Genomic DNA, 19,176 nt, shown 5'->3' with positions numbered 1-19,176 from the left:
TCCGCTTGGGCCGGTGGTACCGGTTCTGTCCCGCCATGCCAGGATGAGATCCCTCGCTGCGCTCGGGATGACATGATGGGGCGCTTCATTCCGGCCAGCGCCGGTGGACCCACAGCCATTGCTCGGGCCGCTCGCGGATCCAGTCTTCGAACATGGCGTTGATGCGGGTGAGCAGGATGCGGTTGTCCTCGTGCCCAATGCCGGTGCCCGGCATCTCCATGGGCGGAAAGACGGTGACGCGGAAATTCGCGCCCCTGATCCGCTCGACCCGGGCGGGGACCAGGGGGCATTTGAACTTGGTGGCGAAGGCGGCCTGGGCCGGGGCGGTCATGGCGTCGCGGCCGAAGAAGGGGATGGGCACCCCGTCATTCATCTTCTGGTCCACCAGCATGCCGAGATGCCCGCCATTCTTCAGCACCATCAGCGCCTGGCGGGCGCCTTCCGGTCCCTTCTGGATCAGGGCGTAGGAGGCGTCGGCCCGGCCCTTGCGGTAAAGGTCCTCGACCCAGGGATTGTTGGCGGCCCGGTAGATCAGGTGCAGGGGCAGGCCGCGAACGGCGGCCACCGCGCCGTTCAATTCCCAATTGCCCATGTGGCCCGAGATGAAGATGCCGGCCTTTCCGTCGTCACGCAGCAGGTCGATGTACTCTCCGCCGACCAGTTCCACCCGCTCGGTGGCGATGCGCTTCAGGTGGGAGAACTCGGCGGCCACCCGGCCGAGATGCTCCCACATGTCGGCGATGATGGCCGCGATCTCGGCATCGGACTTGTCCGGGAAGGCGGCCTTGAGGTTTCGCCGCGCCACCCGGTTGACGCCCAGCAGCGGCCCGATGGCGCGGCCCAGCCAACCGCCCAGCCCCGAGGCGGCGTCCAGCGGCAGCAGAGCGAACAGTCCCCACACCATCCGGGCCCCCAGGGCCTCCAGGCGTTGGCGCAGTTCCTTCTTCGTCATGCCGTCACTCCGATGCGGTCCAGCAGGGGAGTTAGCAGGGAAGGGTCCTCCCAGTCCAGAGCCACGCCGAGCACGGTGACGCGGGCGCGCAGATCGGCGGGCAGGCGCACCGCATCCTTGGCAGTGGTGACCAGGGTGGCCTCGTTGCTCTCGGCCTCGGCCAGCAGCGCCTCGATGTCGGCGCGGGCGAAGGGGTGGTGGTCGGGAAAGGAATGATCGGCGGTCAGCCGCGCCCCGCACTGTTTCAAGGTGGCGAAGAACTTCTCGGGCCGGCCGATGCCGGCGAAAGCCACCACCTTGCGGCCCTTCAGCGCGGCGCCATCGGGGCCGGGAACCAGCCGGGCGGCCAGCAGCGGCAGATGGTGGGCGCGGGCCATCCCGGCCAGTCCGCATCTGTCCTCGCCGATCACCACCATGGCGTCGGCGCGGGCCAGACCCTGGTCGGGGGGCTCGCGGCACGGCCCGGCCGGCATGGTGCGGCCATTGCCGAAGCCGTATTCGCCGTCCACCACCACCAGCGACAGATCCTTGGCGATGGAGCCGTTCTGGAAACCGTCGTCCATGATGATCACGTCGGCGCCCATCTGGGCGGCGGCCACCGCTCCGTCGGGCCGCCAGCGCGCCACCCAGGTGGGCGCCTCGCGGGCCAGCAGCAGCGCCTCGTCGCCGACCCGGACGCTGTCATGGCGGTCCAGGTCCACGGCGCGGGGACCCACCTCGGTGCCGCCATAGCCGCGGGTGAGGAAATGGGGCTTCACCCCGGCGGCGATCAGGCGCCGCGCCAGCGCGATGCCCACCGGCGTCTTGCCGGCCCCGCCGGCCACGATGTTGCCGATGCAGATCACCGGCACGGCGGGGCGGTATTCCTCGGCCCGTTCCAGGTTGCGGCGCACCGCCCAGCCGTAGACGGCCCCCAGCGGGGCCAGCATTCGGGCGATGGCGTTGTCCTTGTGCCAGAAATCAGGGGCGCGCATGGGCGGCCTCCAGGGCTTCAAGGAAGGGGGCGAGCGCCTCCATCACCTGGTCCAGGATGCCGGCCTCGCCCTCGGCCCAGGTCCTGGCCGCCGTTCCCGCCGCCAGCAGCGCCTGCGGGTCGGCCAGCAGGGCGCGGATTGTCACGGCCAGTTCGCCCTCGTCCCTGACCCGCAGCGCGGCGCCGGCCGCCAGCATGGAGGGCGCCATGTCGGGGAAGTTGTCCATCAGCGGGCCGAACAGCACGGCGGCGCCCAGCAGGGCGGGCTCGAAGGGGTTCTGGCCGCCGCCGACGCAGAGGCTCTTGCCCACGAAGACCGGTCCCCCTAAGCGATAGAACAGCCCCAACTCGCCCATGGTGTCGGCGATGTAGACCGCCGTTTCCGGCGTGATGGCCTCGCCGGCGGAGCGCAAGGCCACGCCAAGGCCCTGGGCGCGCATTTCAGCCGCCACCTCGGACCCACGGGTGTGGTGACGGGGAATGATGATGGTCAGCAGACCGGGCAGTCCCAGGGCTTCATGCACCCGCCCGGCCAGAGCCTCCTCGCCCGGATGGGTACTGGCCGCCAGCCACACCGGCCGTCTGGCGATCTCGGCCCGCAGGCGTTCCAGCGCAGCCGTGTCGCAGGGCAGGGGCGCCACCGCGTATTTGAGGTTGCCCAGGCAGCGCACGTCGCGCCCGCCCAGAGTCCGGATGCGCCCGGCGTCGGATTCGGTCTGGGCCAGGCAGAGCGCGAAGCCCGACAGCATCTTGTGGATGAAGCCGGGAACCTTCTTCCAGGCGGCGAAGGATTTGGCCGACATGCGGCCCTGGATCAGCACCTGGGGAATGCCCCGGTGGCGGGTCTCGGCCAGCAGATTGGGCCAGTACTCGGATTCCGCCCACAGCGCCAGGTCGGGCCGCCAGTGGTTGAGGAACGAGCGCACAAAGGCGATCCGGTCCACCGGAACGTATTGATGCAGCGCGCCCTTGGGCAGCCGCTCGGCCAGCAGCCGGGCCGAGGTCACGGTGCCGGTGGTCATCAGCACGCCCAGGCCCCGGGCCAGCAGGCGGTCCACCAGCGGCAGCATGGACAGCGCCTCGCCCACCGAGGCGCCGTGCATCCACACCAATGGCCCATTGGGGCGGGGCTGGCCGGGATGGCCCAGGCGCTCCGGAAACCGGGCGGCATCCTCCTTGCCGCGGGCCTTGCGCCGCTCCAGATAGGCGGTGATCAGCGGCCCGCCCATGGTGGTCAGTCCCCGGTACAGGCGGTAGATCATGCCACCCTCCCCCTGGCCGAGAACAAATGGACAACATTGTCGTTGGCGGCTAGGCTGGGGGCATCAACGCCACCCTTGCGTTCAGCAACAGGCCGCCCCCATCGGGCGGCCTTTTTCATTGGAGAGTCGCCATGCCGAACAATTACGACTCCAACCAGCCCCGCGACGACCATGGCCGCTGGTCCAAGACCGCGTCCGAGCACGGATACGTGGTCAAGGACTTTGAAGCCAAGATGGCCAAGGTCATCGCCGGCAACACGCAAGTGGGCGAGAGCAGCGAATGCGTCGCCCTGGTCAAGCACCTCGCTCCCGAGGTCGGCCGCGCCGCCGACTGGCAGGAAGGCCCGCCCATCCGCGATTTCGGCGTCCCGCCGCTGGAGCGCGGCACGCCCATCGCCACCTTCAAGAACGGCCGCTACCCGAACAAGAGCAGCGGCAACCATGCCGCCATCTTTCTGGAATATGGGGTTCACGATGGTCAGAGAGGGATATGGGTATTCGATCAGTCGAAGAATGATCCGCCCCAGAAAACGTTCAAACAATTCCCGGGACGAGCCGAGCACTATTCCGTTATCAAGCGCAAATGAGTATGGCAGCATGGCGATGGAGATATCGCCATGCTTCGCCTCGTCCTCGTTCTGCTCTTGGTTGCGGCTCCGGCCATGGCTTTTCAGACCGACTGCCCGTTGACGGACCCGGAGAACCGCGACCATAAATTGGTTGGCGGGCACCCCATCTATGGAGCCGAGGATGGTGGGGATATGGCCAATGAAGTTCGCCGGGGCGATGTTTGGCGCGCCACGGAAGTCCCGCAGCCTTGGAATGACAGAAATGCAAAGCTTATCTGTCGGTACCGCGGGGTCCAAGGAAGCGGCAGCGTCGTGCTGAAGGTTCCGGGTAAGGTCGAACGATGCGACTGGCTGGCCCGCGACGTGTTGAAGCCGCAGCCGGTCGAACCCGGCGCCGGCGGGCCGATTGAACACGTCTTTCTGCGCATCTGGTGCACGTCGCGGCCCTAGGGTCATGAGGCCCCCTCGACCGAAGCAGGCTCCGGCGTGTCCTGGCCCATGCGGGCATCGGCGTCCCGCGTGATGGCGTTGAGGCTGTCCTCCACCGCCCGACGGGCGGATTCCATGGCCGTTTCATCGGCATCCTTGGGCACCAGGATGGGGGCGCCCCAGACGAAGACCCCGCGCGAGAAGGGAAGCGCCAATGCGAAGCGGTCCCAGCTGCGCAGCAGCTTGCGGCGGCTGGTGGCGAAGGTGGCGGGCAGGATGGGCACTCCCGACAGCTTGGCCACCGCCACGATGCCGTCGCTGGCCCGCATGCGCGGCCCCTTGGGGCCGTCGGGGGTGATGCCGACGCATTCCCCGGACTTCAGGAATTTCAGCATGGCCCGCAGCGCGGCGCTGCCGCCCCGGGTGGTGGAGCCCTGGACGGTGTCGATGCCGAAATGGGACACGGTCCGCGCGATCAGTTGGCCGTCCCTGTGCTGGCTGATCAGCATGTGGATGGGCACGCTTCGTCGCCACGACTTGGGCATCATCAGGATGCGGCCGTGCCAGAAGGCCAGGATGAAGGGCTGGCCGGAGTCCCACAGCACCTGGGCATGGCCGCCGTTGATCACGCTCCAGCGGCCGCTGAGGTAGACGAAGCGGATGTAGAGCGAGCCCAGCCAGCACAGCAGCCCGCGCAATCCCTCGCTCTTGCCGATGCGCTTGGCCCAGCTCATGGGCTTTCAGCCTCCGACGGGTCTGGCGGCTTCCTCGGCGAACTGCATGGCGTAGAGGCGGGCATAAGTCCCGTCCCTGGCCATCAGGGCGTTGTGGTCGCCGGATTCGATCACCCGTCCCTTGTCCAGCACGTGAATCAGGTCGGCGTTGACCACGGTGGACAGGCGGTGGGCGATGACGATGGTGGTGCGGCCCTTCATCAGCAATTCCAGCGCGGTCTGCACCTGGCGCTCGGATTCGGTGTCCAGCGCGCTGGTGGCTTCGTCCAGCAGCAGGATGGGGGCGTTCTTCAGCATGGCGCGCGCGATGGCCAGGCGCTGGCGCTGGCCGCCCGACAGGTTCAGGCCGCGCTCGCCCACCACGGTGTCGTAGCCCTCGGGCAGGCCGATGATGAAGTCGTGGGCGGCGGCCGAACGGGCGGCGGCCTCGATCTCCTCGTCGGTGGCGCCGAAGCGGCCATAGGCGATGTTGGCGCGGATGGTGTCGTCGAACAGGGTGATCTCCTGGCTGACCAGGGCGATCTTGGCGCGAAGCGAGGCGAGGCTGACGCCGCGCACGTCCTGGCCGTCCACCAGCACGCGTCCGTCGGTGACGTCGTAGAAGCGGGGCAGCAGGTTCAGCACCGTGGACTTGCCGGCGCCCGACGGCCCCACCAGGGCCACGGTCTTGCCGCCGGGCACGGGGAGGTCGATACCGTCCAGCACCGCCTTGGCGCCGTCATAGGTGAAGAACACGCCTTCGAAGCTGACCTTGCCCTCCAGCACCACCAGATCGGGGGAGCCGTCCTTCTCGACGATGGAGGGGTGGGTGTCGAGCACCGAGAAGGTGCGCGCCGCCGCCGCCAGGCCTTCCTGCAGGTTGGTGTTCATGGCCGCCAGCGACTTGATGGGGCGATAGGCCAGCATCAGGGCGGTGATGAACGAGAAGAAGGCGCCGGGCGTGGTCTCGCCCGCCACCACCCGCGTGCCGCCGTACAGGATCACCACGGTGATGGCGATGCCGCCCAGAAGCTCCATGATGGGCGAGGAGGCCGAGCGCACCCGGGCCGCCTTGTAGATCAGGTCCTGGAGCATCTCCACCAGGGCGCCCACCTTGCGCTTCTCGTACTCCTCCATGCCATAGGCCTTGACCACCCGGATGCCCTGGATGGCCTGCTCCAGATAGGTGGTGAGCTGGCCCATGTGGTCCTGGGTGTTGGCGGTGACCTTGCGCATGCGCCGGCCCAGCTTGCGGATGGGCAGGATGGCGATGGGGAAGATGAAGAAGGTCCAGGCCGACAGCCGCCAGTCCTGGTAGAACATGGCGCCGATCAGGAAGATCACCGACGAGGCGTCCTTGCCCGCCCCCGTCAGCGCGTCGGACACCGCGAAGCGCATCTGCGAGATGTCGTTGGTCAGGCGCGACAGGATGCGGCCCGTGGAATTGGCGTGAAAGAAGGCGACGTCGAGGCGCATCAGGTGGGCGAACAGGCGCGCCTGCATGTCGGCGATGACGCGCAGGCCCACTTTGGACAGGAACACCGCCTCACCGTAATTGCACACCGACTTGACCGCGAAAGTGGCCAGCACGGCGGCCGCCAGCGGCAGCAGGAATTCGGGGCGCTTCTCGGTGAAGATCTTGTTGACCACCGGGTCCATCAGCAGGGCATAGCCCGCGTTGGCGGCGGCGCCCACCACCATGCAGAACACGGCGGCCATGACCTTGCCCATATAGGGGCGCATGCCCTCGTTGAACAGGCGGCGCACCAGGACCCAGGTGGAATGGTCGAAGGAAATCTTCTGCTTGCTCAACGGACTATGGCCTCGCGACGGCACGTGCGCGCGGACCATATCACGGCGCCGCGCGGCGTCAAAACGAAACGGCCGCCGTTGTCGCCAACGACGGCCGTCCGATAGCGGTGAATCAAGAGGCGCGGGCCTGCCTCTTAATGCACGTCCTTCCAGATCTGACGCTTCAGCGCGTACATCAGCGCGGTGAGAACGCCCAGGAACACCATCACCTTGAGGCCCAGCGACTTGCGGGCGTCCAACTCGGGCTCGGCGGCCCAGTTGAGGAAGGTGGTGATGTCGTAGGCGATCTGCTCCTTGGTCGCCTTGGTGCCGTCGGCATAGGTGACGATGTCATCCATGACCGGGGCGGGCATGCTGATGGCGTTGCCGGGGAAGTAGTGGTTGAAGAACTTGCCCTCGGGGATCGGATGACCCTCGGGAGCGGCGTCCTCGTAGCCCAGCATCAGCGAGTAGACGTAATAGGGACCGTTGGGACGGGCCTTGTTCATCAGCGACAGGTCGGGCGGCAGGGCGCCGCCGTTGGCCGCCGCAGCGGCCTTGTCGTTGGCAAACGGCGGCACGATGCGGTCCGAGGCGCGGGCGGGACGGTTGTTGACCACGCCTTCGTCGTTGGGGGCATCGGGGACTTCCTTCTCGGCGGCGAACGCCTTGATCTCGTCCTCGGTGAACCCGATATCGGCCAGATTGCGGTACGACACCAGCTTCATGGAGTGGCAGTTGGCGCACACGTCGTGGAACACCTGCCAGCCGCGCTTCAGGGCCGCCTTGTCATGCTTGCCGAAGAAACCTTCCCAGGAGAAGGCGGTCGCCGGCTTCTTGAACTCGGGCATGCCGGCGCTGCTGGCCTTGGCCTCGCCGCCGAAGCCGGCCAGGCCGACCATGATCATGGCGACCAGGGCGGCGGCCTTGACCACCGGCTGGGCGATGGAGGCGGGCAGGGCCTTGGGCTTCTCGATCTTGCCGATGAGGGGCAGGATCACCAGGAAGTGGGCGAAGTAGTAGGCGGTGCAGAACTGACCGATCTTGATCAGGATGCCTTCGGCCGGCTTGCCACCCACATAGCCCAGCACCATGCAGTCCACGAAGAACAGCCAGAAGAACTGGCGGTACAGCGGACGGAACTTGGCCGAGCGCACCTTGGAGGTGTCCAGCCAGGGCAGGGCGAACAGGATCAGGATGGCCGAGAACATGGCCAGCACGCCCTGCAGCTTGGCCGGCAGGAAGGGCAGGTCGAAGGTGAAGGCGCGCAGGATCGCGTAGAACGGCAGATAGTACCATTCGGGCACGATGTGCGGCGGCGTCACCATCGGGTTCGCCGGGATGTAGTTGTCCGGCTCGCCGAAGAAGTTGGGCGCCCAGAACACGAAGGCCATGTAGAACATCAGGAACAGGCCGATGCCGTACAGGTCCTTGATCGTGTAGTAGGGGTGGAAGGGGATGGAATCCTGCGGACCCTTCATGTCGATGCCCAGCGGGTTGTTCGACTTGACGGTATGCAGGGCCCACACGTGCACCACCACCAGACCCAGGATCACGAAGGGCAGCAGGAAGTGCAGCGCGAAGAAGCGGTTCAGCGTGGGGTTATCCACCGAGAAGCCGCCCCACAGCAGGGTCACGATGTACTCGCCCACCACCGGGAAGGCCGAGAACAGGTTGGTGATCACCGTGGCGCCCCAGAAGGACATCTGGCCCCAGGGCAGCACGTAGCCCATGAAGCCGGTGGCCATCATCGCCAGGAAGATGGCGATGCCGATGAACCACAGGATCTCGCGCGGGGACTTGTACGAACCGTAGTACAGGCCGCGGAAGATGTGGATGTACACCAGGATGAAGAACATGGACGCGCCGTTGGCGTGCAGGTAGCGCAGCAGCCAGCCGTAGTTCACGTCGCGCATGATGCGTTCGACCGAGTCGAAGGCCAGCGAGGTGTGGGAGGAATAGTTCATGGCCAGGAACAGGCCGGTGAGGATCATGATGATCAGCATCACCGCGGCCAGCGAACCGAAGTTCCACCAGTAGTTCAGATTGCGAGGCGTCGGGTACTCGATCGCCGAGTGCTGCATCATCGAGAAGATGGGCAGGCGCTCTTCGATCCAGTTGACCACCTTGTTGTTGCTCTTGAAGTCGCTCATGACGGGCCCCCTCAGCCGATCCGGACGGTGGTGTCGGTGGTGAACTGATACGGCGGCACCGGCAGGTTGGCCGGAGCCGGGCCCTTGCGGATACGGCCCGACGTGTCGTAGTGCGACCCATGGCACGGGCAGAACCAGCCGCCGAACTCACCCTTGGGGTCGGCGGGCTTCTGGCCCAGCGGCACGCAGCCCAGATGGGTGCAGACGCCGATCAGGATCAGCCATTCGGGCTTCTTGGCGCGCTGGGCGTCGGTCTCGGGCTCACGCAGCTCGGCGGTGTTGACCTTGCCGGCGTCGGCGATTTCCTCGGGCAGGCGGTGCCGGACGAAGACCGGCTTGCCGCGCCACACCACGGTGACGGACTGGCCCGGCTTGATGGCCGAGATGTCCACGTCGGTGGTGGAAAGCGCCAAAGTATCAGCGGCCGGGTTCATGCTATGCACGAACGGCCAAAGTGCCAAGCCAGTCCCAATCGCACCGACGCCGGCAGTGGCGTACAGCAGGAAATCCCGCCGTGTCTGCCCGTCCACCGACGAGGGCTGGGCATTGTGTGCCTGATCAGCCATGATTAATCCTCTTGTTGGCCCGCGGAAGCGCGACTATTAACCACATCGTCCGGGTCGATTCAACAGCCGTCTCGACATGCATGCGGAGCGGCTAATATGACGTTGCTGCAAAGCAACATCCCGTGCCGTCCGAATCAGCCGTCGAGACCCCCCTTGGATCTTCTCCGCCTCGCCCTTTACCAGCCGGATATTCCGCAGAATGCGGGGACGCTTCTGCGCCTGTCCGCCTGTCTGGGCGTAGGCGTGGATATAATCGAACCCTGCGGCTTTGTCCTTGATGAACGTAAAGTCCGGCGCGCCGGAATGGATTATATCTCTCAGGCCAGTTACACCCGCCATACGTCGTGGGAGTCCTTCGCCGCCGCCCTGGCTGCAGGGGGCCGCCGCCTGGTGCTGCTGACCACCGGGGGCGATGCGCGTCATGACCGCTTTCCTTTCGCCCCGGGTGACACCATCATGGTCGGACGGGAAAGTTCCGGTGTGCCGCCTTCTGTCTTCGACGCGGCCCAGGCCCGCATCCGCATTCCCATGCGGCCGGGGGCGCGGTCGCTCAACGTGGCGCTGGCGGCGTCCATCGCCACCGCCGAGGCGTTGCGGCAGCTGGAGGCCTTCCCATAAGGAGGGGAGCGAGCAGATATGAGTGTTGATACCGTCCGCCACTGGGACGCCGACCGCGCCGCCGCCTATGACAAGCGGGTCAGGGAAGCCATTCCCGGCTATGACGCCCTGCACGTCCTGTCGTGCCAGATCGTCGCCGAGACCACGTCGGGCCGGGGGCGCGCCCTGGTGATCGGGGCGGGAACCGGGGCCGAATGCGTCGCCCTGGCGGAAAGCTGCCCCAATCTTTCGGTGGTGGGCGTCGACCCTTCCAAGGAAATGCTCGAGCACGCCGAGATCAAGGTGAAGGAGCACAACCTCACCGCCCGGGTGCGGCTTTACCCCTCCAAGGTGGGCGACCTGCCCAAGTTCGAGCCCTTCGACGCCGCCACCTTGCTGCTGGTCATGCATTTCCTGCCCGATGACGGGGCGAAGAAGACCCTGCTGGAAGAAGTGGCCGCCCATCTGAAGCCCGGCGCGCCCCTGGTGCTGGCCGACCTGTTCGGCGTGTGGAGCGATCCCTGGCAGCAGCAGCTGCGGGCCTGGTGGCGGCATCTGCAGCTGGCGGCGGGCATTCCCGAGGTGGAGGTGGAAAAGGGCTTCCGCCACGTGGACCGCGACATCTTCCCGGTGACCGAGGAGCGGCTGACCCAATTGCTGGCCGAAACCGGCTTCGCCAGGCCCGAGCCCTATTTCCGGGCGCTGTGCTTCGGCGGCTGGGTGGCCAGACGGCTTTCGTGACATAAGAAATGCCTGTCATCCCGACGCCCTTGGGCGGAGGGATCTCCGCTTGGCATGCCGCTTCCAAACCGGAAATGCCGTTCCAGGATGAGATCCCTCGCATGCGCTCGGGATGACGTGAGGAGAACGCCCCCCTCAGGTTCCGCCCAGCAACCCGTCGATTTCCACCTGGGCCATGGCGCGGTTCGAGCCGTGGATGATGGCGTTGGCGCAATCCATCAGGGCCTGGGCGGCGCGTGAGATGGCCTTGACGTGCTCGGCGGTGAGGCCCGGGTCGGCCCCGGCGACGATTTCGTCTTCCAGCTTGGCGACGCCCCCCAGGATCAGGGTGTTCAGGTGGTTGATGGTCTCTTCGAAGGGGCGGCGGAACTTGGTGGGCACGGCTTCATAGGCCTCCACCGCCAGCTGCTTGTCCTTGAAGGTGGAATCGGCGAAATGCTCCTGGTAGCTCTTCGGAGCCCACATCTTGCATTCCTCGATCATGTCCGGCATGTCCGGAACCATGTCGAGCAGCATGACGATCTCGTTGAAATGGTTGAGATAATCGGTGGCCAGCAGGGTCTGGGCACTGATGTTGGTGCCGCCGACCCTGGCAACGTATTCCTCGAAGGCAGCCCGCTCTTCCGGCGGAATATCAGAGTCCGACACTACCCCTCCTTGGAACCCCGCCAATATCCCCTGCGCCATCCTTGCGCCATGAAGGACAGAATTTCAAGAGTCCATGGTTATATGGCCATCGGTCAGGGCCGATGGTAGGGGTGGCCGGTCAGAATCGAATGAGCCCGCCACAATTGCTCGGCCAGCAGGGCGCGAACCAGCATATGCGGCCAGGTCATGCGCCCGAACGACAACAGCAGGTCGGCCCGGTCGCGCACCGCGTCGCCATGGCCGTCGGCTCCGCCGATCAGGAAGGCCACGTCCTGGGCGCCGCCATCGCGCCAGTCCCGCAGCTTTCCGGCGAAGTCCACCGAACCGATGTCGCGGCCCCGCTCGTCGAGCGCCACCACCCTGGCGCCATCGGGGATGACGGCCAGCAGCAATTCCGCCTCGCGGGCCTTCAACTGCGGACCGGAGAGCGGGCGCTTCTCCTCCACCTCCCTGAGGAGGGGCGGCGGGCTCAGGCGGCGGCAATACTGGCGGAACAGGTCCTGCTCGGGGCCGGCCTTGGCCTTGCCTACCGCTCTGATTAGAAGGCGCATCAGCCCTGTTCGATCGCCTTGGCGCGCACGGCCGCCGCGGTGGGGGCGTCGGCCTTGGCTTCCAGCGCGCCCCACATCTTTTCCAGATTGTAGAAGGTGCGGACCTCGGGGCGGAACAGGTGGACGATGATGTCGCCCCCGTCCACCAGCACCCAATCGCACTGGGGCATGCCTTCGATGGTGACCCTTTGTCCGGCCTGCTTCAGGGCCTTCTCCACGTGGTCGGCCATGGCGCCCACCTGGCGCTGGGACTTGCCGGTGGCGATGACCATGGTGTCGGTGATGGAGGTGCGGCCCTTGAGGTCGAGGATGACCACGTCCTCGGCCTTGTGGTCGTCCAGGGTGGCCGCCACGATCTCCGCCAGCGAGGGAGCGGGGGCGGGTGCGGCGGATTCGGCCTTGGCGGCGGGTTTGCGGGCTATGGTTGTCTCCTGTTGCGGATGGCGGTGGATGAGGCGGCGTGGCGCCGGATGTGCAGGAACGCCCAGGCGGGCGGCTGAGCTTGCCACAAGAATCGGGCCCTCGACGACGGCAGGCGGTGATGCGCGAAGCGATGGGCCGCTCTCGTGCCGAGGTTTCGCGCAGAATAGGGACCACGCGCCAGAATCGCAACGGGCACCGATTGGAAGATGCTTTCCCAGCGGGCCCAGCGGTGGAACCCGGCCAGATTGTCGGCCCCCATCAGCCAGACGAAACGGATGCGGGGGAAGCGTTGGCGCAGCATCTCCAGGGTGTCGGCGGTGTAGCGTGTGCCCAGGCCGGTTTCGATGGCGGTGGGCCGCAGGCGCGGATGCCCGGCGCAAACGGTCTCCGCCGAGGCGAGGCGCTCTGGCAACGGCGCCATGCCGGAAACCGGCTTCAAGGGGTTCTGCGGGCTGACCAGCAGCCAGACCTCGTCCAGGCCCAGCAGCCGGAGCGCCAGCAGGGCGATATGGCGGTGCCCGTCGTGCGCCGGATTGAACGAGCCGCCCAGAAGGCCGACCCGCGCCCGCCGGGGCTCGCCCCAGGGATTGAGGCGGGGCCGCGTCACCCCGGCCGGACCTGGCCGCTGCCCTTCACCACGTATTTGAAGGTGCAGAGCTGTTCGACCCCCACGGGGCCGCGGGCGTGCATCTTGCCCGTCGAGATACCGATCTCGGCGCCCATGCCGAACTCGCCGCCATCGGCGAACTGGGTCGAGGCGTTCCACAGCACGATGGCCGAGTCGCACCCCTGCAGGAAGGTCTCGGCGGCGGCCGGGTCCTCGGCGACGATGGCCTCGGTGTGGTGCGAGCCGTAGGTGTTGATGTGCTCGATGGCGGCCTTGACCCCGTCCACCACCTTCACCGAGATGATGGCGTCCAGATATTCGGTGCTCCAGTCGGTTTCGGCGGCCGGCAGGGCGCGGCAATCGGCCTCTTGGGCCAGGTGGTCGCCCCGCACCTCGCAGCCCGCGTCGATCAGCATGGAGACCAGCGGCGCAAGGTGGGTCTTGGCGCAGGCCTTGTCCACCAGCAGCGTCTCGGTGGCGCCGCAGATGCCGGTACGGCGCATCTTGGCGTTGAGCACGATGGTCTTGGCCATGTCCAGGTCGGCGGAGCCGTCCACATAGGTGTGGCAGATGCCTTCCAGGTGCTGGAACAGCGGGATGCGGCTCTCGGCCACCACGCGCTCCACCAGCGACTTGCCGCCACGGGGCACGATGACGTCGATGTAGTCGGACAGGCGCAGCATCACCCCCACCGCCTCGCGGTCGGTGGTGGGCACCATCTGCACCGCGTCTTCGGGCAGGCCGCAGGCGGTGAAGCCGCCTTTGAGCGCCGCCAGGATGGCCTGGGACGAATGGAAGCTTTCCGAGCCGCCGCGCAGGATGGTGGCGTTGCCCGATTTCAGGCAAAGCGCGGCGGCGTCGGCGGTGACGTTGGGCCGGCTCTCGTAGATGATGCCGATGACGCCCAGCGGCACGGCGACGCGCGAGATGTGCATGCCGTTGGGCCGGGTCCATTCCGCCAGCGAGCGTCCCACCGGATCGGGCAGCCGGGCGATGTCCTCCAGCCCCTTGGCCATGGCCTCGATGCGGGCCTGGTTCAGCATCAGGCGGTCGAGCATGGCCTTGGAAAGGCCCTTGGCCTCGCCCGCCGCCATGTCCTTGGCGTTGGCGTCCATGATCAGCCCGGCGTCGATGCGGATGGCCCCTGCTGCGGCGCGCAGCGCCTTGTCCTTGGTGGCGGACGGGGCAAGGGCGAGCACACGGGCGGCGGCGCGGGCGCGCTTGCCCAGGTCGGTCATCATCGCCTGAAGGTCGCTCATCATCATCCCTCCATCACCAGATCGTCGCGGTGAATCAACTCGTCGCGGCCCTTGAAGCCCAGGATGGCCTCGATCTCGCCCGACTTGCGGCCCATGACGGCGCGGGCGTCGGCGCTGGAATAGGCCACCAGGCCGCGCCCCAGCACCTTGGCCGAGGAATCCCGGACCAGCACGCAATCGCCGCGCTCGAACTCGCCGTCCACCGCCGTGACGCCGGCGGGCAGCAGCGAGCGGCCCTGGGCCAGGGCACGCGCGGCCCCGGCGTCCAGCACCACGGCGCCGGCGGGTTTCATGGAGCCGAAGATCCATTGCTTGCGGGCCGTCCTGGGCTCGGAATTGGGCAGGAACCAAGTGCAGCGCCCGCCATTCTCGATGGCCTTCAGGGGGTGCATGGGCTCGCCCCTGGTGATGGCCATGCGGCAGCCGGCCGACAGGCAGATGCGCGCCGCCACCAGCTTGGTGACCATGCCGCCCGAGCCGTAGGCCGAGCCGGGATCGCCGGCCATGGCCTCGATCTCGGGCGTCAGCTCGTGCACCTCGGGAATGAAGGTGGCCGACGCGTCCTTGCGCGGATCGGCGGTGTAAAGGCCGTCGATGTCGGAGAACAGCACCAATGCGTCGGCCGACACCATCTGGGCGACGCGGGCGGCGAGGCGGTCGTTGTCGCCGACGCGGATCTCGGCGGTGGCCACCGTGTCGTTCTCGTTGATCACCGGCACGGCGCCCAGCTTCAGCAGGGTCTCGAGTGTTGTCCGCGCGTTGAGGTAGCGCCGCCGGTTCTCGGAATCGTCCAGGGTCAGCAGCACCTGGGCCACGGTGATGTGGTGATGGGCCAGCGCCTCCTGCCAGGCATGGGCCAGACGGATCTGCCCCGTGGCGGCGGCGGCCTGCTTCTCCTCCAGCTTCAGGGGCGGAACCAGGCCCAGCTTGCGCCGTCCCACCGCCACCGCGCCCGACGACACCACGATGACCTCCTGGCCGCGCGCCTTGCAGGCGGCGATGTCGGCGGCCAGCGTCTCCAGCCAGGCGCGCTTCACCTGGCCGGTGGAATCATCGACCAGCAGCGAGGAGCCGATCTTGATGATCAGGCGCTTGGCGGAGGCGAGCTGGTTCACGGGGCGCTCCACCCAAGACGGTTTGTCATCCCGAGCGTAAGCGAGGGATCTCCGCTCTGAAAGGCGGTGCCGATACGGTACCGTTCGGTCAGGACGAGATCCCTCCTCCCGATGGTCGTCGGGATGACAGGAACGAAGGTCATTCTTCCTCGTCTCCTTCTTCCAGTTCTCCGTCGAGGACCTCGTCGTCGTAATCCCCGTCGTCCTCGTCCTCGCCATCATGCCAGATCCATTCGCCGTCGGCGCCCCAATGGCCGCCGGCGAACTGGTCGTCCTCGGCCTTGCGCTTCCTTTGCTGGAAGGTGGGGGCGCCGCGCTTGCCCGAGCCGAACACCGCCGAGGCGGCGGGTACCTCGGGCTCTTCCTCGCGGGCTTGCCTGATGTGGGTGAACAGCCGGGCCAGGATGGGCTTCAATCCCACGCCGGAGACGCCCGACAGGGGCAGGACCTCCTGGCCGCAGGCTTCCGACAGTTCCATCAGCTTCAGCTCGATGTCGTCGGGGTTAAGCGAGTCGCACTTGTTCAGCGCCACCACCTCGGGCTTCTCGTCCAGGCCGCCGCCATAGGCGGCCAGCTCATGGCGCACCACCCGGTAGGCCTCGGCCACGTCATCGGCGGTCCCGTCGATCAGATGCAGCAGCACGCGGCAGCGCTCGATATGGCCCAGGAAGCGGTCGCCGATGCCCGCACCCTCGTGGGCGCCTTCGATCAGGCCGGGAATGTCGGCGATGACGAACTCTTCCTCGCCCAGCGTCACCACGCCCAGATTGGGGTGCAGCGTGGTGAAGGGATAGTCGGCGATCTTGGGCCGCGCCCGGGTCACGGCGGCCAGGAAGGTGGACTTGCCGGCATTGGGCAGCCCCACCAGACCGGCGTCGGCGATCATCTTGAGGCGCAGCCAGATCCAGCATTCCTCGCCCGGCCAGCCCTCGTCGGCGCGCCGGGGCGCCTGGTTGGTGGACGACTTGTAGTGCAGGTTGCCGAAGCCGCCGTCGCCGCCCCTGAGCAGGACCACCCTCTGTCCCGCCTGGGTGAGGTCGGCCAGCACCGTCTCCTTGTCCTCGTCCAGCACCTGGGTGCCCACCGGCACCTTCAGGATCACGTCGTCGCCCTTGCCGCCGGTCTTGTTGCGGCCCTGGCCGTGATTGCCGATCTTGGCCTTGAAGTGCTGCTGGTAGCGGTAGTCGATCAGGGTGTTGAGGTTGGCCACGCATTCTAAGATGACGTCGCCACCCCGCCCGCCGTCGCCGCCGTCAGGCCCGCCGAATTCGATGTGCTTTTCGCGCCTGAACGAGCAGCAGCCCGCGCCGCCGTCGCCGGACTTGACGAAAATCTTGGCCTGATCGAGGAACTTCATAACTGGCGTATCCGCAACGGAGCAAAGGGGACGTGTTTGAGCTCCCGTCATGCCCGGACTTGGTCCGGGCATCCATGGATCGCCGGGTCAAGCCCGGCGATGACGAGAGTAGACAGGTGACCAAAAAAGCAAAAGGGGAACGGCGAACCGTTCCCCTTTCTTAAAAACGCAAGCGTCCGGGAACGGCCTTATTCGGCGGCCTCCGGCAGGGGCTCCACGACCACGAAGGTGCGGCCCTCGGCCTTGTGCTGGAAGGTCACCTTGCCCATCGCGGTGGCGAACAGGGTGTGATCCTTGCCCATGCCCACATTGGTGCCGGGATAGAACTTGGTGCCGCGCTGACGCACGATGATGTTGCCGGGAATCACCAGCTCGCCACCGAACTTCTTGACGCCGAGCCGCTGACCCGCGGAGTCGCGGCCGTTGCGGGACGAACCGCCAGCCTTTTTATGAGCCATAGTCTACTCTCCTACTATCGGCGCGCGGGCGATCAGCCGGCGGAAATGTCGGTGATGCGCAGGATCGTCAGGTCCTGGCGGTGGCCGTTCTTACGGCGCGAATTCTGGCGGCGGCGCTTCTTGAAGACGATGATTTTCTCGCCGCGGGCCTGGGCCACCACGGTGGCCTTCACGCTGGCGCCGGCCACGACGGGCGCGCCGATCTTTTCGCCGACCATCAGCACCTGATCGAGCACAACCTCGGCACCGGCCTCACCGGCCAGCTTCTCGACGCGGATCACGTCGCCCGAAGCGACCTTGTACTGCTTACCGCCGGTCTGGATGACTGCGAACATGACGATTCTACCTGAGCAAAAGAAACAGTGACGCGCGAAGGGAGCCCACCGCGCGAGAGGGCCGAAATATACTCACCCCCAAGGCAGAGTCAACGGCTATCTGAATCGGATTCGTAAGAACCGCGCCTAACCGATTCCGATCACTGGGAACCGCCCCGGGCCAGCAATCCGGACTCGGCGGCCGAGCGCCCCGGAAGGCGGGCGAGAATGTCGCGCTTCTCGGACTCGCTGGCGGTGGACCAGGCCTTGATCTCGGCACGGGTTCGCTTGCAGCCGATGCACCAGCCGAAACGGTTGTCGATGCGGCAGACGGATTTGCAGGGCGAGTCGAAGACGCGCAAGGGCGGTGCGGGCAAGTTCTGTCCCCATCAAAGCGCTGGCTCACCCTCATATTGGTCGCTGGCGGCTTCGGGAAAAGGGGCTATCTTTGAGACAGCACCAAAAGGGAGGCGTTCCATGCTGCACGGCAAGGTTCTGGTGGCCCAGGGCGGCGGTCCCACGGCGGTGATCAACCAGTCCATGGTCGGCGCCGTCCTGGAATCCCGGAAGTTCCGCAACGTCGATCTGGTCTATGGCGCCCATCACGGGGTGCGGGGCATCGTCAACGAGGATTTCCTCGACCTCACCCAGGAGACCAGCCACAACCTGGAAATGGTGGCCCAGACCCCGTCCTCGGCCCTGGGCTCGACACGCGACAAGCCGGACCTCAAGTACTGCCACGAGATCTTCGAGGTCTTAAAGGCCCACGGCATCGCCTATTTCTTCTATATCGGCGGCAACGATTCGTCGGACACCGTGCGCATCGTCTCGGAGGAGGCGAGGAACGCCGGCTATCCGCTGCGCTGCATCCACATCCCCAAGACCATCGACAACGATCTGGTGTTGAACGACCACACGCCCGGTTTTCCCTCGGCGGCCCGCTTCGTCGCCCAGGCCTTCATGGGCGTCAACCTGGACAATGCGGCCCTGCGCGGTGTCTATCTGGCGGTGGTGATGGGCCGCCATGCCGGCTTCCTCACCGCGGCTTCCGCGCTGGGCAAGAAGTTTCCCGACGACGGCCCCCACCTGATCTACCTGCCCGAGCGCGTGTTCAAGGTGGACAGCTTCCTGGCCGACGTGAAGGCCGCCTACGACAAGTACGGCCGCTGCGTGGTCGCCCTGTCGGAGGGCATCCACGACGAGGCGGGCGCTCCCATCATCACCAAACTGGCCAAGGCCACCGAGCAGGACGCTCACGGCAACATCCAGCTGTCGGGCACTGGGGCGCTGTCCGACCTCCTGTGCGAGGAGGTCAGGACCAAGCTGGGCATCAAGCGGGTCAGGGGCGACACCTTCGGCTATCTCCAGCGCTCGTTCATCGGCTGCGTCTCCGACGTGGACCAGCGCGAGGCCCGCGAGGTGGGCGAAAAGGCGGTACAGTTCGCCATGTGGGGCGATCGGGACGGCTCGGTGGTCATCCAGCGCACCGGATTCTACTCGGTGGACTACAAGCTGCTGCCGCTGGAAGACGTGGCGGGCAAGACCCGGGTGATGGAGGACCACTTCATCGCGGACTCGGGCACCGACGTCACCGATGCCTTCCGCATGTATCTGCGCCCCCTGCTGGGCTCGGGCATGCCCGACGCCTTCCGCCTGCGCCTCAATTCGGTGCCAAGGATCCTGAAGCGCTGAGGCCAT

General features: G+C 66.7%; 21 protein-coding genes and 2 pseudogenes. 5 read left to right on the top strand and 18 right to left on the bottom strand.

Annotated features, from left to right (window positions below):
* Positions 1–85: 85 nt before the first annotated feature.
* From WV31_RS04115 to WV31_RS04105, 3 genes are read right to left on the bottom strand one after another with little or no spacing between them, the layout of a single operon-like run.
* Positions 86–952: a lysophospholipid acyltransferase family protein gene (locus tag WV31_RS04115; RefSeq protein WP_085372394.1), complete on the bottom strand. Its 867-nt coding sequence runs from the start codon at positions 950–952 to the stop codon at positions 86–88.
* Complete coding sequence (gene lpxK / locus WV31_RS04110) at positions 949–1,926, bottom strand: tetraacyldisaccharide 4'-kinase (protein WP_085372393.1); 978 nt, start codon at positions 1,924–1,926, stop codon at positions 949–951. The genes WV31_RS04115 and lpxK overlap by 4 nt, the downstream gene beginning before the upstream one ends.
* Positions 1,913–3,187 carry a 3-deoxy-D-manno-octulosonic acid transferase gene (locus WV31_RS04105; RefSeq protein ID WP_085372392.1) on the bottom strand — a complete coding sequence of 425 codons (1,275 nt, stop codon included), beginning with the start codon at positions 3,185–3,187 and terminating at the stop codon, positions 1,913–1,915. The genes lpxK and WV31_RS04105 overlap by 14 nt, the downstream gene beginning before the upstream one ends.
* Positions 3,188–3,318: 131 nt before the next feature.
* On the opposite strand from WV31_RS04105, the gene WV31_RS04100 reads away from it, so the two are divergent.
* Both WV31_RS04100 and WV31_RS04095 read left to right on the top strand, forming a co-directional pair.
* Positions 3,319–3,774 (top strand): BPSL0067 family protein, encoded by a 456-nt coding sequence (locus tag WV31_RS04100; RefSeq protein ID WP_085372391.1) that lies wholly within the window; start codon positions 3,319–3,321, stop codon positions 3,772–3,774.
* Positions 3,775–3,804: 30 nt separating this feature from the next.
* A complete protein-coding gene (locus WV31_RS04095; RefSeq protein ID WP_085372390.1) occupies positions 3,805–4,206 on the top strand; it encodes a hypothetical protein in 402 nt (133 codons plus the stop codon).
* Between the two features lie 2 nt (positions 4,207–4,208).
* Here the strand turns inward: WV31_RS04095 and WV31_RS04090 are convergent, their stop codons facing one another.
* From WV31_RS04090 to petA, 5 genes and pseudogenes are all read right to left on the bottom strand, one after another.
* Complete coding sequence (locus WV31_RS04090) at positions 4,209–4,919, bottom strand: lysophospholipid acyltransferase family protein (protein WP_085372389.1); 711 nt, start codon at positions 4,917–4,919, stop codon at positions 4,209–4,211.
* Between the two features lie 6 nt (positions 4,920–4,925).
* Positions 4,926–6,710: a lipid A export permease/ATP-binding protein MsbA gene (gene msbA / locus WV31_RS04085; RefSeq protein ID WP_085372388.1), complete on the bottom strand. Its 1,785-nt coding sequence runs from the start codon at positions 6,708–6,710 to the stop codon at positions 4,926–4,928.
* A 134-nt stretch (positions 6,711–6,844) separates the two neighbouring features.
* Positions 6,845–7,498 (bottom strand): annotated as a pseudogene (locus tag WV31_RS22375) (cytochrome c1); the annotation flags it as partial.
* 111 nt (positions 7,499–7,609) lie between these two features.
* A pseudogene (locus WV31_RS22370) lies at positions 7,610–8,842 on the bottom strand (cytochrome b); the annotation flags it as partial.
* Positions 8,843–8,853: 11 nt separating this feature from the next.
* A complete protein-coding gene (gene petA / locus WV31_RS04075) occupies positions 8,854–9,408 on the bottom strand; it encodes a ubiquinol-cytochrome c reductase iron-sulfur subunit (RefSeq protein WP_085372387.1) in 555 nt (184 codons plus the stop codon).
* A 96-nt stretch (positions 9,409–9,504) separates the two neighbouring features.
* Between petA and WV31_RS04070 the strand changes: the two genes are divergently transcribed.
* Both WV31_RS04070 and WV31_RS04065 read left to right on the top strand, forming a co-directional pair.
* On the top strand, positions 9,505–10,026 hold the full coding sequence (locus WV31_RS04070; RefSeq protein WP_206072580.1) for a tRNA (cytidine(34)-2'-O)-methyltransferase: 522 nt from the start codon (positions 9,505–9,507) through the stop codon (positions 10,024–10,026).
* An 18-nt stretch (positions 10,027–10,044) separates the two neighbouring features.
* The gene (locus WV31_RS04065) at positions 10,045–10,746 is read left to right on the top strand and encodes a class I SAM-dependent methyltransferase (protein ID WP_085372386.1); all 702 of its coding nucleotides are present in this window, start codon (positions 10,045–10,047) and stop codon (positions 10,744–10,746) included.
* 135 nt (positions 10,747–10,881) lie between these two features.
* Here WV31_RS04065 and WV31_RS04060 read toward each other — a convergent pair whose 3' ends face one another.
* From WV31_RS04060 to WV31_RS04015, 10 genes are all read right to left on the bottom strand, one after another.
* The gene (locus WV31_RS04060) at positions 10,882–11,394 is read right to left on the bottom strand and encodes a hypothetical protein (protein ID WP_168185845.1); all 513 of its coding nucleotides are present in this window, start codon (positions 11,392–11,394) and stop codon (positions 10,882–10,884) included.
* Positions 11,395–11,486: 92 nt separating this feature from the next.
* Positions 11,487–11,945: a 23S rRNA (pseudouridine(1915)-N(3))-methyltransferase RlmH gene (gene rlmH / locus WV31_RS04055; protein ID WP_085372385.1), complete on the bottom strand. Its 459-nt coding sequence runs from the start codon at positions 11,943–11,945 to the stop codon at positions 11,487–11,489.
* Positions 11,945–12,298: a ribosome silencing factor gene (gene rsfS, locus WV31_RS04050; protein ID WP_237051480.1), complete on the bottom strand. Its 354-nt coding sequence runs from the start codon at positions 12,296–12,298 to the stop codon at positions 11,945–11,947. Before rsfS ends, rlmH begins: the two co-directional genes overlap by 1 nt.
* Before the next feature lie 65 nt (positions 12,299–12,363).
* Entirely contained in the window at positions 12,364–12,975 is a 612-nt protein-coding gene (locus WV31_RS04045; protein ID WP_085372384.1) for a nicotinate-nucleotide adenylyltransferase, read from the bottom strand.
* Positions 12,972–14,237, bottom strand: a complete 1,266-nt coding sequence (locus WV31_RS04040; protein ID WP_168185844.1) for a glutamate-5-semialdehyde dehydrogenase — start codon at positions 14,235–14,237, stop codon at positions 12,972–12,974. The genes WV31_RS04045 and WV31_RS04040 overlap by 4 nt, the downstream gene beginning before the upstream one ends.
* Positions 14,237–15,349: a glutamate 5-kinase gene (gene proB / locus WV31_RS04035; RefSeq protein ID WP_085375446.1), complete on the bottom strand. Its 1,113-nt coding sequence runs from the start codon at positions 15,347–15,349 to the stop codon at positions 14,237–14,239. Before proB ends, WV31_RS04040 begins: the two co-directional genes overlap by 1 nt.
* A gap of 139 nt (positions 15,350–15,488) precedes the next feature.
* Positions 15,489–16,706, bottom strand: a complete 1,218-nt coding sequence (gene obgE, locus WV31_RS04030; protein ID WP_085372382.1) for a GTPase ObgE — start codon at positions 16,704–16,706, stop codon at positions 15,489–15,491.
* A 188-nt stretch (positions 16,707–16,894) separates the two neighbouring features.
* Entirely contained in the window at positions 16,895–17,164 is a 270-nt protein-coding gene (gene rpmA, locus WV31_RS04025; RefSeq protein ID WP_068428584.1) for a 50S ribosomal protein L27, read from the bottom strand.
* A gap of 32 nt (positions 17,165–17,196) precedes the next feature.
* Entirely contained in the window at positions 17,197–17,499 is a 303-nt protein-coding gene (gene rplU, locus WV31_RS04020) for a 50S ribosomal protein L21 (RefSeq protein ID WP_068428581.1), read from the bottom strand.
* Between the two features lie 140 nt (positions 17,500–17,639).
* Positions 17,640–17,855, bottom strand: coding sequence for a DUF1289 domain-containing protein (locus WV31_RS04015; RefSeq protein ID WP_085372381.1), 216 nt, complete (start codon positions 17,853–17,855; stop codon positions 17,640–17,642).
* A gap of 100 nt (positions 17,856–17,955) precedes the next feature.
* Here WV31_RS04015 and WV31_RS04010 point away from each other — a divergent pair, with 100 nt between their 5' ends.
* Entirely contained in the window at positions 17,956–19,170 is a 1,215-nt protein-coding gene (locus WV31_RS04010; protein ID WP_085372380.1) for a 6-phosphofructokinase, read from the top strand.
* Positions 19,171–19,176: the final 6 nt, after the last annotated feature.

The organism is Magnetospirillum sp. ME-1, from assembly GCF_002105535.1.
GTDB lineage: Bacteria > Pseudomonadota > Alphaproteobacteria > Rhodospirillales > Magnetospirillaceae > Phaeospirillum.
This window is presented reverse-complemented; position numbering and strand designations above follow the sequence as displayed.